The sequence below is a fragment of the Mariprofundus sp. EBB-1 genome, assembly GCF_003665155.1.
GTDB lineage: Bacteria > Pseudomonadota > Zetaproteobacteria > Mariprofundales > Mariprofundaceae > Mariprofundus.
Genome location: NZ_RCFQ01000018.1, coordinates 1 through 15,084 on the forward strand (window position 1 = coordinate 1; position 15,084 = coordinate 15,084).

General features: G+C 44.3%; 15 protein-coding genes. 10 read left to right on the forward strand and 5 right to left on the reverse strand.

Annotated features, from left to right (window positions below):
- Nucleotides 1-214: 214 nt before the first annotated feature.
- The 4 genes from D8Y20_RS08465 to D8Y20_RS08480 all read left to right on the forward strand — a co-directional run bounded on the left by D8Y20_RS08465 (nt 215) and on the right by D8Y20_RS08480 (nt 6,983).
- Nucleotides 215-769: a phage tail protein gene (locus D8Y20_RS08465; protein WP_161957603.1), complete on the forward strand. Its 555-nt coding sequence runs from the start codon at nt 215-217 to the stop codon at nt 767-769.
- Nucleotides 770-1,129: 360 nt separating this feature from the next.
- Nucleotides 1,130-3,757, forward strand: a complete 2,628-nt coding sequence (locus D8Y20_RS08470) for a CHASE domain-containing protein (protein ID WP_121542709.1) — start codon at nt 1,130-1,132, stop codon at nt 3,755-3,757.
- Nucleotides 3,754-4,128, forward strand: coding sequence for a response regulator (locus tag D8Y20_RS08475; protein ID WP_121542711.1), 375 nt, complete (start codon nt 3,754-3,756; stop codon nt 4,126-4,128). The genes D8Y20_RS08470 and D8Y20_RS08475 overlap by 4 nt, the downstream gene beginning before the upstream one ends.
- A 53-nt stretch (nt 4,129-4,181) precedes the next feature.
- A complete protein-coding gene (locus D8Y20_RS08480) occupies nt 4,182-6,983 on the forward strand; it encodes a PAS domain S-box protein (protein WP_121542713.1) in 2,802 nt (933 codons plus the stop codon).
- Nucleotides 6,984-7,106: 123 nt separating this feature from the next.
- Here D8Y20_RS08480 and D8Y20_RS08485 read toward each other — a convergent pair whose 3' ends face one another.
- The gene (locus D8Y20_RS08485) at nt 7,107-7,685 is read right to left on the reverse strand and encodes a hypothetical protein (protein WP_121542715.1); all 579 of its coding nucleotides are present in this window, start codon (nt 7,683-7,685) and stop codon (nt 7,107-7,109) included.
- 18 nt (nt 7,686-7,703) lie between these two features.
- On the opposite strand from D8Y20_RS08485, the gene D8Y20_RS08490 reads away from it, so the two are divergent.
- The 5 genes from D8Y20_RS08490 (at nt 7,704) to D8Y20_RS14035 (ending at nt 12,073) form a co-directional block, all read left to right on the forward strand.
- A complete protein-coding gene (locus D8Y20_RS08490; protein WP_236075358.1) occupies nt 7,704-8,042 on the forward strand; it encodes an ATP-binding protein in 339 nt (112 codons plus the stop codon).
- 290 nt (nt 8,043-8,332) lie between these two features.
- Complete coding sequence (locus D8Y20_RS08495) at nt 8,333-9,472, forward strand: tyrosine-type recombinase/integrase (RefSeq protein ID WP_121542717.1); 1,140 nt, start codon at nt 8,333-8,335, stop codon at nt 9,470-9,472.
- On the forward strand, nt 9,469-9,861 hold the full coding sequence (locus D8Y20_RS08500) for a helix-turn-helix transcriptional regulator (RefSeq protein WP_121542719.1): 393 nt from the start codon (nt 9,469-9,471) through the stop codon (nt 9,859-9,861). Before D8Y20_RS08495 ends, D8Y20_RS08500 begins: the two co-directional genes overlap by 4 nt.
- A gap of 771 nt (nt 9,862-10,632) precedes the next feature.
- Nucleotides 10,633-11,790, forward strand: coding sequence for a hypothetical protein (locus tag D8Y20_RS08505; protein ID WP_121542721.1), 1,158 nt, complete (start codon nt 10,633-10,635; stop codon nt 11,788-11,790).
- A 16-nt stretch (nt 11,791-11,806) separates the two neighbouring features.
- Nucleotides 11,807-12,073: a GIY-YIG nuclease family protein gene (locus D8Y20_RS14035; protein ID WP_370050653.1), complete on the forward strand. Its 267-nt coding sequence runs from the start codon at nt 11,807-11,809 to the stop codon at nt 12,071-12,073.
- Here the strand turns inward: D8Y20_RS14035 and D8Y20_RS08515 are convergent.
- The 3 genes from D8Y20_RS08515 to D8Y20_RS08525 form a co-directional block, all read right to left on the reverse strand.
- Nucleotides 12,029-12,853, reverse strand: a complete 825-nt coding sequence (locus D8Y20_RS08515) for a hypothetical protein (RefSeq protein WP_121542725.1) — start codon at nt 12,851-12,853, stop codon at nt 12,029-12,031. The two genes, D8Y20_RS14035 and D8Y20_RS08515, sit on opposite strands and share 45 nt — an antisense overlap.
- Nucleotides 12,841-13,488 (reverse strand): hypothetical protein, encoded by a 648-nt coding sequence (locus D8Y20_RS08520; protein WP_236075359.1) that lies wholly within the window; start codon nt 13,486-13,488, stop codon nt 12,841-12,843. The genes D8Y20_RS08515 and D8Y20_RS08520 overlap by 13 nt, the downstream gene beginning before the upstream one ends.
- Nucleotides 13,489-13,603: 115 nt before the next feature.
- Nucleotides 13,604-13,867, reverse strand: coding sequence for a helix-turn-helix domain-containing protein (locus D8Y20_RS08525; protein ID WP_121542729.1), 264 nt, complete (start codon nt 13,865-13,867; stop codon nt 13,604-13,606).
- An 87-nt stretch (nt 13,868-13,954) separates the two neighbouring features.
- Here D8Y20_RS08525 and D8Y20_RS08530 point away from each other — a divergent pair, with 87 nt between their 5' ends.
- Complete coding sequence (locus D8Y20_RS08530; protein WP_121542731.1) at nt 13,955-14,551, forward strand: hypothetical protein; 597 nt, start codon at nt 13,955-13,957, stop codon at nt 14,549-14,551.
- A 196-nt stretch (nt 14,552-14,747) separates the two neighbouring features.
- Here D8Y20_RS08530 and D8Y20_RS08535 read toward each other — a convergent pair whose 3' ends face one another.
- Entirely contained in the window at nt 14,748-15,056 is a 309-nt protein-coding gene (locus D8Y20_RS08535) for a helix-turn-helix transcriptional regulator (protein WP_121542733.1), read from the reverse strand.
- Nucleotides 15,057-15,084 lie beyond the last annotated feature (28 nt).

The window sequence follows — 15,084 nt, forward strand, 5'->3', positions numbered from 1 at the left end:
CGGCCAAATGCGGTCGTTCAGATTGAACCTTCTGGAGAAAATATAACCACCTAAGCAATGTGCTATTTTTTTGTCTATACTGAGATAAGGTGGTGAAGGTTATACCTATTATCCATCGACAATGTGATTTCAATTTAGGGAGGAAGTATGAAAAATATTCTTTTAATAGAAATAACCAAGGCATTTCCAGCGTTGAATAATGAGGTTGAATCTAATGGTTGATTCTAATGTGGGCAAAGTTGGAATGGCCAAATCACGGTTTCCTATTGGTTCTGTTCTTCCGTATGCAGGATCAATGGGGCCCGAACAAATGGCTGATTTAGAGAAAAGTGGTTGGCTGTTTTGTGATGGGGCCGCGGTTGATAGAAAGAAATATAATAAACTTTATGATGTGATCGGTGATATACATGGCCGAGGTGATGCAGTAAAAACGTTCAACTTGCCTGACTACCGGGGGCGCTTTCTTAGAGGTGTTGATGGCGGAATAGGTCGAGACGTTAATTCAAATAAACGGCTGCCTTCAAATGTAGGTGGGCTGGCTGGTGATCAAGTCGGGTCAGTGCAGGAAGATGCATTTGAAAAGCATAATCATGAAGTGACTTATAATAATAATAATTATTTTTTCGAAACAGGGGGCGCCGGAATAATTAATGATAGAGGGTGGGAAGCACAAAAGCACTCACTTGACATACAGCTTAAAGAGGCTGGCACGGAACCGGAAACAAGGCCAAAAAATGCTAACGTAAACTGGATTATTTTTAGTGGATAATAATTCTCATTTTTAAAAGTTGATAATTAGGGTAGGTATGGAGGGTGATTGTTTCATACCTGCCTTAATCGCCACTCATCTATAGACAGCGCGAGTGTCCATAAGTGGCCGGTTTCAGTCAGTCGAACAACTCTGGTCTAATGTAGCACCATATGCTAATGGTGTACTCCCCAAGGTTAGATTAGAAAATCACAGTACGAAGAGGGGCGAATGGCCGTTTCCGGCCAGAAGCAGTCATTCGAAGTTGATTTGTATCTATTGCCTCGGGAGGAATCCAATCTAATCAAAACTAGTGGCCTTTATTGTAAATAACTTTCGATTAAATCGATTATGGTCTATACTAATCACTGAATACTCGAAATGGGTATAGAAAAAGGGGCCCGCTTGTCGATTGCTTCAGACTTAAATAATATCACCTCTCAAAAGGCGCTGATTGCGACGCTGTTGGTGACTGTGCTGGTTTCGGGAAGCATTTTCTATTTATGGTTTTTTTTACAAGAGCAGCAAGAGCAACGTCTACAGAGTGAATTTAAGACAGATATCACTGAAGTGAAGACCAAAATCGCCGAGCGTATGACCTCCTACGGACAGATATTAAAAGGAGGGCGCAGTCTGTTTCTGGGCTCGCAAAATGTAACACGGCAGGAGTGGCATGAATATGTCTCAAACCTGGAGCTGAATAAGGATTATCCAGGAATTCAGGGCGTCGGCTACTCCATCACCATTCACCCGGCCAGTATTGCTGCTCACGAGAAGGAAATTAACAGCGAAGGCTTTGATAACTATCACATCTGGCCTGAAGGCAAGCGCGACCTTTATAGCGGAATTGTCTATTTGGAGCCTTTTGACTGGCGGAATCAGCGCGCCTTCGGTTACGATATGTTTTCAGAGCCTGTCCGCCACGAAGCAATGGCGCGCGCGCGCGACAGCGGCACCCTCGCTCTTACTGGTAAAGTGCTACTGGTGCAGGAAACCAGAGAGGAACCACAGGCGGGCAGCCTGCTTTATGTAGCACTGTACCAGAAAGATAACTCACTGGAGACTGTGCAACAGCGGCGACAGGCTCTGATCGGCTGGATCTATAGTCCCTATCGTATGAACGATCTGATTGAAGGCATGCTGGGGCGGCATATTAATGACTTCCGCCTTCGCATCTACGACCAGAGCGTCACAAACTCTGAGGACCTGCTCTATGATAGTTTTCCCGCACAGGAAGAGGCTGATACGCCCCTGATCCAACGCGATCTGCATCTTCAGGCTTGGGGGCGCACCTGGCGACTCAATTTCGAAGCCATGCCTTCCTACGCACATTCAATCGGTATCTATTCGCCGCATGAGGAGGTGGCTGGCGCATTGCTGATCGGTTTGCTGCTGATCGTGCTTACATGGAATCTGTTCAACACCCAGCGCAAGGCAGAACTGTTGGCTCGTAATCTGACCTTCTCGCTAAGCAAGAGAGAGGGGCAGCTTCGCTTTATTACAGATCACGCGCCGGTTCTTATTGCTCAATGCGATGGTGATAAACGCTATAAGTTCGTGAATCAGTCCTATGCTGAAATATTTGGATTAGATCCGGCTGACTTGATAGGGAAACACGCTCGAGAGATTCTTGGCGCAGAGGCTTTCGTCGAAGCCTGCCCTCACATGGATACAGCCCTTTCTGGGCAACCATCAGTCTATGACCTTGTGTTACGGCCAGCATCAGAAAATCTACTGGTGGTCTCTGTTCACTATTCACCGGAGCTTGATGAATTCGGTCATGTTATTGGTTTTATCGCCGCCATTGTAGACATCACTAAGCGCCGTCAGGCGGAAGACCAAATGCGCGAGTTGAATGCGCGACTGATTAATGTTTTTGAAACGATGAGTGATGGGTTCGTCTCATTCGATGCGGAAATGAATTATACCTATGTTAACGCGAATGGTGGCGAGATTCTGGGCCGTAACCCCGAAGATCTAATCGGCAAGAACTATTGGCAGGAATACCCTGAAGCGAAAGGAACACCCTTTGCCAATGCTTATGAGAGTTCGCTGGCAACCCAAAACCCGGTCATATTCGAGGATCATTACGAACCGTTTGATCGTTGGTTTGAAAATCGCATCTACCCATTTGAATCTGGATTGTCGGTTTTCTTTACCGATATCACTGAGCGTAAACAGAGTGAAATTGAACTTGTGAAGTACCGGGATCATCTTGAGGCTCTGGTTGATAATCGAACGCATGAGTTGGCTGAGGCCAATGAGCATTTGCAGGAACTGGACAAACTGAAGAGCATGTTCATCGCTTCCATGTCACATGAGTTGCGTACGCCAATGAATTCCATCCTTGGATTTACCGATCTTATTTTGCAGGGGCTGTCTGGGGAGATTAACGAACTGCAACGTGATCAGTTGCGGCGGGTACATGGTGCTGGCAAACATCTGCTGTTGCTAATTTCGGATATTATCGACCTCTCCAAGGTTGAGGCTGGCAAGATCGAAGCGACCGGGCAGGACTTTGAGCTGCATGGGTTGCTGGATGAGGCCATGCAGGGCAATCTCATTGCTGCTCGCAAGAAGAACATCAGCATTGTACTGAACTCACCTACTCCGACTATTTTGATGTCCACGGACCGGCAGCGTTTGCTGCAATGCCTGCTCAACCTGCTCAGCAATGCAGTGAAATATTCTGTGCAGGGAACAATCACCTTAACTACGGAGCAGTTAGGTGAAGAGGTGATTATCGAGGTGAGGGATGTCGGCATTGGTATGTCTGGGGATGAGGTATCGAAACTGTTCCAGCCGTTCGTACGGTTCGATTCTGAACTGACGATCAAGGCTGGCGGGACAGGCCTGGGGCTATATCTTACCAAAAAACTGATGACAGAAGTACTGGCGGGCTCGATAAGCGTTGATAGCCAGCCGGGTATTGGCAGCTGCTTCAAACTGCGCTTACCGCGCAGGCTGATTGATGAAAAAAACAGGGGAATATCAGGAGGTAAGGCATGAGCAAAACCGTGCTGATCATCGAAGACAATGATGATAATATGGAATTGATCTCCTTTATTATGAAAAAAAATGGCTATCTTGTTCTTAAGGCAATGCGCGGCGAACAGGGTGTCGCCATGGCGATTGAACACCGGCCTGATTTTATCATTCTCGATATCCAGTTACCGGACATTGACGGGCTGGAGGTGGCCAGGCGCATTCGTGCTTCCGAAGCCAATGGTCGCATTCCGATCATTGCCATGACCTCCTTTGCCATGCTTGGCGACCGTGAATTGCTGCTGACTGCTGGCTGCAACGCTTACATTGAAAAACCCATCGATGTCAGTCTGGTGATCCAGCAAATTCGGGAAGCGATCGGGGAATCAGTATGAGGCGATCATCCTGATGAACAATTACTCTGAGTGGTGAAACAGAGAGGTAGAATATGAAAGTACTAATTGTAGATGATTACGAAGATACCCGCCTGATCCTGCAGGCTAACCTGGAGTCTTCAGGTTATACCGTAACATGCGCTGAAAATGGCCGTGAGGCGTTGGAGATGGCACTATCTGATAAACCGGATCTCATTATTTCGGATATTCTCATGCCGGAGATGGATGGCTTCGACCTATGCAGGCGGATCAAAACAGATGCGGCGCTGTGCCATATCCCATTCATATTCTATACAGCAAGCTACGTGGAGGAGGCTGACCGGGAGCTGGCTATGGCGGCCGGAGGATCACGATTTATCATCAAGCCGATGGATAGGTCGGAGTTTATGGACATCGTGCGCGACGTGATGAACGAATTTGATCAGCAACGATTGGACGTGCCAGTTGCTCCTTTAAAGCCGGAGGATGAACTGGAGCTGATGCATGTGCGTGCTCTGAGTCGTAAGCTGGATAAAAAAGTGTGGGAGCTGGAGCTGGAGCGCCGCTCCATGAAACAGTCTGAAAGGCGGCTGATTGAAAGCAATGAAAAACTGGCAGCTACCGCTGACCTGCTTCAGACTGTTATTGCGACAGCCCCTGTTCGTGTGTTCTGGAAAGATCGTGATTCGCGTTATTTGGGCTGCAACATTCTGTTTGCACAAGATGCCGGGTTTTCCAACCCTGAAGATATGATTGGCAAAACGGATGATGAAATAGTATGGAAAGATCGAGCTGATCTGTACCGTGCCGACGACCAAGCCGTCATGACCACAGGCTCTCCCAAGCTGGCTCATGAAGAGCTGCAGGCCACGCCGGATGGCAATACGCTCTTGTTACGTACCTCCAAGGTGCCGCTGCTTGATGTTGATCATAACATTATTGGTGTGTTGGGTTGCTATGACGACATTACTGAGCACAAGCGCATCGAGGGTGAGCTGAAAGATAGCGAGCAGCGCTTCCGGGCGCTCTTTGAACAAGCCGCTATCGGTGTTGCTCAACTTAACAATCACACTGGTGAATTTATTCGAGTTAATCAGAAATTTTGCGACATTGTAGGCTATCCGAAAGAAGAGATTGAACAGTTAGATTTTCAGACTATCACCCATCCAGATGATCTTGCAGAAGACTTAGCCAATATGGAGCTATTAAAAGCAGGTAAGATTCGTGAGTTTACGATGGAAAAACGCTACTGCAACAAAGATGATTTGATCGTGTGGGTGAATCTGACTGTTTCGGCGATGTGGGAACCAGGCGAATCACCGAATTTCCATATTGCTGTTGTGGAAGACATTTCTGATCGTAAGAATGCAGAAGAGTCGCTGAGAAAGCTATCGCAAGCTGTTGAACAGGCTGGCGAATCCATCACAATAACCGATTGCAATGGCATTATCGAATATGTAAATCCCTCTTTTACAGAACTCACAGGGTACAGCGGCGAAGATACTATCGGTAAAACACCCAGAATCCTCAAAAGTGGCAATCAAAATGACGCATTTTATGAAAATATGTGGGCCACAATCACGAGCGGGAAAGTATGGTGTGATAAGCTGATCGACAGAACTAAGAGCGGTAAATTTTATCCGGCCATACTTACTATTTCCCCCATCAAAAACAGATCCGGGGACATCACTAACTATGTCGGCATCCAGCAGGATTTAAGTTCCTATGAAAGCCTTGAAGAGCAGTTTCATCAGGCTCAGAAGATGGAGGCTATAGGAACACTAGTCGGAGGTATTGCTCACGACTTTAACAATATGCTGGCAGGCATAACGGGAAATCTCTATCTGGCTAAGCAGAAGTTGCAGGACAGTCCGGATGTAATCCATAAGCTATCAAATGTGGAAGATATCACTTTTCGTGCTGCAGATATGATTCATCAATTGCTTACCTATGCTCGCAAAGACAAAGTCAGAGTGAAGCAGCTTCCATTCTCTCCATTTGTCAAAGAAACATTTAAATTTCTACGCACATCCGTGCCTGAAAATATTCAGTTACATCAGAATGTTTGTAGTGACGCGGTGCTAATCGAAGGGGATGCAACCCAGCTTCATCAGGTACTGATGAACCTGATCAATAACGCCCGAGATGCACTTGAGGAAGTAGAAAGCCCATGCATCACTGTTAAACTTGAAACATTCCATGCTGATAAGTCATTTATTGATACCCATGCATATTTCAAGCTCGGATCTTATGCCCACTTAAGTGTGCAAGATAATGGATGCGGCATTCCTAAGCATCAGATTGAGCATTTGTTTGAACCATTTTTTACGACCAAAGAGGTGGGTAAAGGCACAGGGCTGGGATTGGCAATGGTGTTTGGAGCTGTCAAAACCCACCATGGTTTCATTGAAGTGGATAGCATTGAAGGTGAGGGGGCGACATTTCACATTTACCTGCCAGTGCTGGGGCAGGAGGAGGTAGTTCCCTCATCAGAGCAGGAGAATGTGCCTTCTGAAGGACATGGTGAAATGGTTCTTCTGGTTGATGATGAAGCAAATGTTCTTGAGACAAGTAAGGAAGTGCTGATATCACTTGGCTATCAGGTGCTGACCGCAACAGATGGCCAGCAGGCTGTTGATTTGTTCAAAGCCCATGCTGAAGAGATTAATCTATGCATCATGGATATTGTTATGCCGGTGATGAGTGGGGTCAAAGCTGCGCAGAATATTCGGCATATCAATCCGAATGTGCATATCATCTTTATTTCCGGTTACGATCAGAATATCCAATCTGATATGGAGAATGAAACAGTGCTTAGTAAGCCGTTTTCCATAGAGAGTCTGAGTCGCCTGATCAGGAAAAAACTCGACAGCTAAATATTAAAAGACGCGCACTGAATGGCCACTTCTGGCCGTGAGTCGCCTGTCGTGATCGGCAGAGTCGGCCAACTTCAGACGGTCACATTTTCAACTAACGTCTGGTTTAGCGTGGGTAATAATTTAATTCTTTTTCAGCTCTTCTAATATTGTTTTTTCTCGCAGGATCAGAACGCGAAATAAGCAAAAAGCAAAAATACCGCTCGGAACAAGAACGAATATTACGAATGCATAACCGCATTCAAGAGCTGGATGAAGCATTTGCACAGTGGCTTGGGATGCTTGAGTTGCCACAACTTGAAAGACAAAAGCGGCGATAAGAAATAGCGCACCAGTTAAGTATTGTGCTGATTGAGAAATTATTGCTTTCGCCTGCTCTTCATTGTAACTCCAGAATGTTGTTGCCAAAAGAACGATTTTATTTTTACTGAGAAATGATGATCCAATGCAAAAACAAATTGCGGCAATGAAGCCGAAACTTGCCGATACTAATGTGTACGCTATTTGCTCAGTCATATTGCCCCCTAAATTGGTAATACGTGCACTTGATTTTCCATGTATTACGCTCCTATCTACGCCCTTGATTTCCTTGATATTGAATATTAAGTCGAAAATAAGGAATTTCACATTACCTGTCAGGGTGACACTATAAACTTTTACAGAAAGATTGCCGACTGTCCTTTTGTGGCCGGTTTCAGCCATTCAAACAATTCTGGTCTAATGTACCACGATATGCTTTTTACAGGTTCGCCGGGTGTTGGTAAAAGCATGTTGGCACATCGATTGCCCGGTATAATGCCGCCCTTAACGATGCAGCAGGCACTTGAGGTTACACGTATTTATAGTGTATCCGGTGATACTTCCCGACCTGCAATGAGCAGACAGCCGCCATTGCGGCAGCCGCATCACTCTGCTTCCGATGTGGCAATCATTGGTGGAGGAAGTAACCCGAAACCGGGTGAAATATCCAAGGCTGATCATGGCATTCTATTTCTTGATGAATTGCCAACCTTCCAATATTACCAGTATTCAAATCAAGGTCGTCAATACACGCCCTAAGTGTCCGTTTATAAACAAAATATTCAACCTAAAAAAGTTCGCCTGCCACTCTGAATATTGCATTAAATGCAAGTATGTTCTGAGCATTAGAATTTCCACCTATCACTTAAAAAACCTTTCAGTTCAAAAGGTTACGTTTAATGCAAAGTTCACCTATCCTCTTAATGCCAACATGCGGGAATCACGCATTAAAAGATTGACTATTGCATTTAATGCGGATATCATGCTCCTCATGCAAGTTAGATATTGGAGATTCCGCACTGGTGAATTAAGTCGATTAGGAGGCAACCATGCCTCGTAAGCACGTGCAGGTTGTCCAAACTCAAGCCAACCCTCTTAATATTCCTGAAAAGGAGCAAGCCCTACTGAATGCCATCATCAAGGGTTATGAGCAGCGCAGACTCGGTGCATTGAATCATACTGAGAAAGCAGTCCAAGGTGATTTAAGGACGCTGAATGATTTCCTGACTTACATCCAGAAAGCTCCCTGGAATGCAGATGAAGACGATTTTGATGCTTGGTGCTACCACATTGGTATCGAACGGAAGCTCGCAACTGAAAGTCAGAGAAAGTATCAGACAGCTATTCAGCAGTTTTTTAGATACTTCGCCAACAATGTGAAATTTCGTGCTGAAATCATGAATAGCTTTGGCGTGCAGGCTCGCCAGATCGTCACAGAAGAAAATAAGATCCCCCATAAGAATGAAAACCAGAATACGAATGAACGTCCTGCTTTTACACATCTACAGATTGAACAGTTCTTTGATACTATTGATGAACAGATAGTCGAAGCATACAGATTCAGATCCAAAGAGTTTTTAATACTGCAGCGTGATAAAGCCATGTTTTATGCACTTTACATTTTAGCATTGAGGAATTCAGAGTGCTGTGGGCTAACTACTAAATCCTTTAGAGAAAATCCTGGTACTCCAGAGTTTGGTGATTTTGGTTTTGCCACAGTATTTGGAAAAGGCAGTAATGGTAGTGGTCCCAAAATTCGAACCGTTCCTGTAGACAATGTTAACTTACCTCCAATTCTTCAATGGTATGTTGATGAGGTTCGCCCCAGATTCCTTGAAAAACCGCACTGTGACCCGAACACAGAAGTATTCTTTTTGACTGAACGTGGCACTCACCTGAGTCCAAAGAGCCTTATTTATCGTTTCAATAAAATTTTGAAATATGCCGGTCTTGAAGGCTTGGGCTTTGTTCCACACTGCCTTAGACACACATACACAACCCATGCGGCTGAAGCGGGCTATAGTGTTGAATACAGCAGGCGCAAATTGGGACATGAATACTCGGCAACCACACAGGGTTATACCCATTGTGGTGATGAGTTCGTAAACAAACAACTCAATGAATACAACAGGTCACAAATCGATAACGCATTACAAAGTAAAGATACCAACGGAGGAGGGGAAAAATGAAAATAATATGGAACCTTAGAGTAATGATGGCACAGCATGATATTAGATCTGCTACGGAACTTGCTCGCCAATTGGATGCACGGGGCGTTGAGATATCCACCGCTCAAGTAACCAGAATTGTTAACAAGATGCCTGACAGAATTAGTGTTACTGTTTTACGTGGGCTAATGGAAATTTTTCACTGCTATCCCAATGACCTGATTGTTGTTGAACATGATGAGCCTGAGAACTCAAATGCACCGGTAAGCAGAATACATGCTGACAAAGGCGCAGCTATACCAACCGCCAAACCAAAAACCAGACAAAAAAACACTGAACCCAGAGAAGTAGATAATGTTTTATCTCTTACTGGTGGGAAGGCTCGACCTATGCCTGTAAAAGGACAGTAAATAACAGTGTGTATCAATTCCGTTCTTCCGTGTGATTTCTGTGACCGCCCTATGATAGGGCGCGTCTATTCATTCAGGAATGCACCAAAGAATGGGTTCTGCAAAGGGTGCTATAAGAAGCTTCCTAAAGTTTCTTGTTCAACCTGTGGAAAGGAATGTAACACGATGCCTCAAGACAACTTCATTTGTCATGGCTGTAAAACCAAATCACGAATATGTACCCATTGTGGTGAAAGTGCATATTCAGGTGGAAGAATGATTGATGGAAAGCCTGTTTGTGCAAAATGTGCTTACAGGGTGCTTGTAAAGCGACCATGTGCTATTTGTCACAATGACTTCACTGGAACAGCCGACTGGCCAGAAAGCCGGCCAATGTGCCCGTCCTGCAGGGAGAGAGTAAAGAAAGCCAAACCATGTGCACATTGCGGTACTTACAGCCTGTTTACGCAAGCTGATTCAGCGGCCGGTATCCATGAATCTATTTGCCCAAGCTGCAGGAAAAATGCTCGCATTACATGTCCAGGGTGCCACAAACATCGAAGCCCGGAAGCTCTTGATTCTCAGGGACGGCAGATATGTAAAAAGTGCCATGAACGTGGAACGAATCCATTTATCTGCCCTCAGTGCGGAGAGAAAGGAGTAGCGCATAGCAAGACCAGATGCGAAGACTGCTACTGGCGCGACTACGCAATTAAGCGAGTTATCCGCTGCCAAGCCCTATTGAGTAACGAGTGGACCAAAGAATGTTTTGCGGATTTCATTCAATCACTAATGGAGCTGCAGACTCCCAATTATGCTGCAATGAAAGTCGAACAGTATTTCCCTTTTTTCATGAAGGTCGATACTATGTTTACGAGCCGTGACTCAGTTTGCGGTCAGAAGTTACTAAAAACCTTTGGGCCGAATGGTCTCCGTATATTTACAACTCCGTATGACTATCTTGCAAGTCTTGGGATATTCACACCACTAACCCGCGATGAAATCCGAGCCGAAGCGGAGAAGCGCCGTCAAAATATGTATGTAACTCAGGCACGTGGAAAATGGTTTGAAAAGGAAATGATCGCCTTTCAAGAGCACCTTGAAACCATTGCAAAGCGGTATGCTGATCGCGGATGGAAAGGAAAGAATGCTCGGTTCAGGCCAAGAACCTTATCTAGTGCTCTGCAGGTAGCAATCCGATTTTATAATCATGTCGATTCATGTGGAATTATTAGCCATAGGCAAATCCATCAGGATATTGTTGATGGGTTTATTTTCCAAAACCCCGGCTATAAACAGCCACTGCGCACACTTGTCACCTACTTAAACAGGCACGGAAAAGTGTTCAGGAAATTGAAAATTGAGATGGTTAATTTAAACATCCCAACAGATATGTTTTTAGCCCCTGACAAATGCAATGAGCTAATTAAAAACTGGTTATGCTCTGAGGGAAAAGAAACCAAGAAAGGAGTGATTGGCATATTCATGCTCATGTATGCCCAGCAGCCAAGCAAGCTTGTACGACTTCGCATGTCAGAAATCCAAAGAAATGAAAAGGGCATTTATAGCGTAGCTTTCGGATCAACTGAACTTGAACTTGATCCAAGAATTAGCGCCTTGTTTGACAGGTATTTGGAACACCGTCATGCACTTTCCATGATGGAAGACGACCTTCAGAATGAATGGTTGTTCCCAGGGCGGAAATATGGCTGCCACATGACTTCTTCAGCCGTATCATACGCTCTAAAAGATATGGGAGTTTCCGCAGACCAGTTGTTTGCAACATCAATTTACAACGCATATCAATCAGGTATGCGACACCCAAAAGTGTTAGTAAATGCTTATGGAATCTCGACACTTACTGCCATCAAATACTTAAAGTTGCTGGATCCGCGCATGTACGATGAAGCAGATTCCGCTAGCCGGTCACAGCAGTATGTCGCAAACTGATAGCTGGTGGCTATATATGCTCGAATGCAGGGGCGGCGGTATTTATGTTGGCATAGCCAAAGATGTTGAAAAGCGGTTCAAGGTACATGAATCCGGACGCGGGTCTCTGTTTACCAAAATTAATACTCCCATCCAAATTATCGCGAAGGTAAAAGTTGGGTCCCATGGAGATGCCATACGAGTTGAAAGGGCCATGAAGAAACTCACGCCCTATGAAAAGCGGCAGTGGTGCAATGCATTAGGAACAGATGGTAGAGATATCCCAATAAGCTCTATGTTTTGAGATATCGATTACGGTTGCAACTGACTGTAACCGATCTATGTAGTTAGCTCTCTTCGCCGATGGCGTATCACAAAGCACAACACATCTTTCTTTATCAAGGAACCCAGTTTTCTGTGCCTCACTAAATGTATAAATGGCATCGTTAACTTTTGCATCCAATGCTGCAACTCGAGCATTCTGGAATCGAATTTTTTTAAATCCTACTCGTTTCTCACCACCAAGATAATAATCGAGGGTGAATACAATAGGTGATGCTCCATTTTCAGGATCAATAGTAACTTCAACATCTCTATCAAATTCAGGATAAAAGATAATTTCAGCCCTGTGCAGAATTTTCTCTAGAAGCTCTTTAAATCCTTCTTTTGGCCCGCTCGGGGGCTTACCTACCAGTTCTTCAAAAAGTTCGGCTAAAGCAGTCTCAGGGTGCTCTCCAGTCGTTTCATAGTATCCACCCTTGGTGGATATGAAATGAAGTGTCTGATTCTCTAATTCACTAAGTTCAGCGTTAATTCTCTCTCTGTTTCCTTCAGACTCCATGCAAAGAGACTTAAACCACTCAATCCACTCTCCAAACACCCAAAGGCTTTCTCGATAATCGGGGCCTGCAATTGAGGAATAGCCATAAAGCTCAGCTCGTTCCACACCATCAAGCATTCCAATTGCCTTAAAGCCAGCCCATGAGCCGTCAAATGCAATTACACCAATATTCTTTCCCTCTTCACGCAATGGGTTGCGAGAAAACTGGATGAGCCGGTATTCCATGATGTTTATGTAGTCCACCTGATCACATCCTCATGATCAGCAATAATGTGAAGAAGTCGTTTTTTTCTGTATGCCAACGCAACCCCAAGTTTCTTCTGCATGGCTACATCGACAGTATTAATTGGCCTCCCAAACTCGCAGCATTCTTTGATAAGGTAGTTCCGTGTTTCTTTAATACGCCGCCCCCAATGCAGTAGCCTTTCATGAGAGACATGGCCATAAAATGTGTGCTTCTTAGCGATTAAGCTATCTGACATAAGTAACTCGACAGCCTTATGGGGCTCGTGCCATGGGTGAAGAAGGGCATGGCTGTGGTCAAAAGCAGTGAATATATCCATATGCGGAGTGAAAAGGCTGACTTTTAAGTTCTGATACCGATCATTATTACCAATTAGTATATCGAATACGATAAGAGCAGCTACATAATCAGGGTAAAGTTTTGCAGCTCCTGAGATCCATGACTTGCGTATGTTTGGAAGAGATATACCTGGGCTCGCAATCTCCAAGCTGGCAAATGAAGTAGATCCAGAGGTGTCAGCAAGAACTCCTGCTGCATTAGGTATATGTAGTGTCTGAGCAAGATTTGTAGCTACTTTTTCGTTATACACACATTGAGGAGATTCTACGTTATCAGCTTTTAGAACTGCATTCATAGCGCAAAATCGAGGGCTAGTAATTCCGGTTGGGCCGCGTTTGTAAATGCGGCGCACTGAATAAATAGGATTGCTTTTGCTCACAAGTTATTCAGCCCCATGTAAACTATTATAATCAGCCTTTCAGAGCAGAATACTTCTGAAGCTTTGGTTCGGCCCGTTCTACAAATTCAGCCAATGTCACATCACAGGCATTACAAATATCGTAGATCTCAAGCATATCTAGCCGGCGCTCGCCCAATTCATACTTGCTTACATACGTCTGTGGCCTTTTTAACTTCAAGGCCAATTCAGTCTGTGTTTGATTACTTTCTTTGCGTATATCACGCAGTAATTTCCATAGAAATTCCTGTCGTGCGCTCCATTTATCTCGATCCATGCAATGCACGGTATCTTTATACTTGTAATACCCTATTTTGGGGTAATAATATCTGCCATCAAACAACTAGTTTGGAGGGAGTATTTTATGAAAAAATTATGGAGAGTGTTGGCAATTGCCTCAATCGCTCTTATCACAAGCTGTGCTAGTGTCGCACCAACAACTGAAACTTACACTGGATATCGAATATATCATGTATCAAATGACTACAACTTAACTCAGGTAAGAAATGCAGTTGTTGATGCAGCAAAAGAATTAAACAACAACGCACAAGTAGTGAGTGGAATACCACCTCATCCAATGCCTGAAAAACCTGGTCGTTTCCAGATCAAAGATATGGCTTTTGGGCCTGTGACAATGCAGTTCCCCCAAACACCAGGAGCGACTGTTTCCGTTCGTTCAGGCAGCGATAATTCTTCACGAGGTACTAGTATGAATTGGGTTGCAGGTATTTACCCATATAAAGACGGCTATTCAGTTCAATTAGTAATGACAGCGAGGCATCAGAGAGGTGCATCTAATATCTTTGATCCAGCAGCACTTGGCGCAGCTTTGGCGCGTGCAACACTTGATTCACAAGATGGTGGAATAGAAGGTAATACAAAAAAATGGTTTGATATGTTCTCAGATGAAATCGGTAAAAAGGTGAAAATGAAGTTGGAAGAGTCTTATCCACAAGGTTAATTTATTCATTGTGGCTTGCTGTGATCGCAATCCGAAAGAAGCAACGTTGCTTCTATTGATATAGCTAAGGCATTCAGTGAAAAGGTTAATGGGCGATAAGGGCTAACCTAGGCTATTGTAAAAGGCTTCGCAGGAAAGCTAAGGCAGCGGTAATCCGCTGCCTTTTTTTATGCTGATTGCATATTGTGGCGTTGGATTATTTAAGAGAGCGTATTGATGAAAGAATTGTTTTTAACTTTCTTGCTCCTTCTGGAGATCCATCCCATAAGCGATATACTTCGTTAAAAACGCTAATTAAAGAATCAGTTGCAACTGTTGATTTCAAATCAATCATTGCTTCTTTTGATAGCTTTTTAGCAATTTCTGATTTGCTCGTGAACTGACCTGAAAAAATACGATTAATTTGCCCCTGAGTGCATTTATGTTTTATAGCAATATCAGTTTGGGTCATTCCTATCTCTTCGTAGTGCTTTCGAAGCTTTTGACCTATACTTTTATAGTTCATGAAATCCTTTATATATGCGCATAATTAT

Excerpts from the sequence above, each read along its gene's own strand:
- D8Y20_RS08465 (WP_161957603.1), top strand. The coding sequence starts at position 215 with ATGGTTGATTCTAATGTGGGCAAAGTTGGAATGGCCAAATCACGGTTT.
- D8Y20_RS08470 (WP_121542709.1), top strand. The coding sequence starts at position 1,130 with ATGGGTATAGAAAAAGGGGCCCGCTTGTCGATTGCTTCAGACTTAAAT.
- D8Y20_RS08475 (WP_121542711.1), top strand. The coding sequence starts at position 3,754 with ATGAGCAAAACCGTGCTGATCATCGAAGACAATGATGATAATATGGAA.
- D8Y20_RS08480 (WP_121542713.1), top strand. The coding sequence starts at position 4,182 with ATGAAAGTACTAATTGTAGATGATTACGAAGATACCCGCCTGATCCTG.
- D8Y20_RS08485 (WP_121542715.1), bottom strand. The coding sequence starts at position 7,685 with ATGGCTGAAACCGGCCACAAAAGGACAGTCGGCAATCTTTCTGTAAAA.
- D8Y20_RS08490 (WP_236075358.1), top strand. The coding sequence starts at position 7,704 with ATGTACCACGATATGCTTTTTACAGGTTCGCCGGGTGTTGGTAAAAGC.
- D8Y20_RS08495 (WP_121542717.1), top strand. The coding sequence starts at position 8,333 with ATGCCTCGTAAGCACGTGCAGGTTGTCCAAACTCAAGCCAACCCTCTT.
- D8Y20_RS08500 (WP_121542719.1), top strand. The coding sequence starts at position 9,469 with ATGAAAATAATATGGAACCTTAGAGTAATGATGGCACAGCATGATATT.
- D8Y20_RS08505 (WP_121542721.1), top strand. The coding sequence starts at position 10,633 with ATGGAGCTGCAGACTCCCAATTATGCTGCAATGAAAGTCGAACAGTAT.
- D8Y20_RS14035 (WP_370050653.1), top strand. The coding sequence starts at position 11,807 with ATGCTCGAATGCAGGGGCGGCGGTATTTATGTTGGCATAGCCAAAGAT.
- D8Y20_RS08520 (WP_236075359.1), bottom strand. The coding sequence starts at position 13,488 with ATGAATGCAGTTCTAAAAGCTGATAACGTAGAATCTCCTCAATGTGTG.
- D8Y20_RS08525 (WP_121542729.1), bottom strand. The coding sequence starts at position 13,867 with ATGGATCGAGATAAATGGAGCGCACGACAGGAATTTCTATGGAAATTA.
- D8Y20_RS08530 (WP_121542731.1), top strand. The coding sequence starts at position 13,955 with ATGAAAAAATTATGGAGAGTGTTGGCAATTGCCTCAATCGCTCTTATC.
- D8Y20_RS08535 (WP_121542733.1), bottom strand. The coding sequence starts at position 15,056 with ATGAACTATAAAAGTATAGGTCAAAAGCTTCGAAAGCACTACGAAGAG.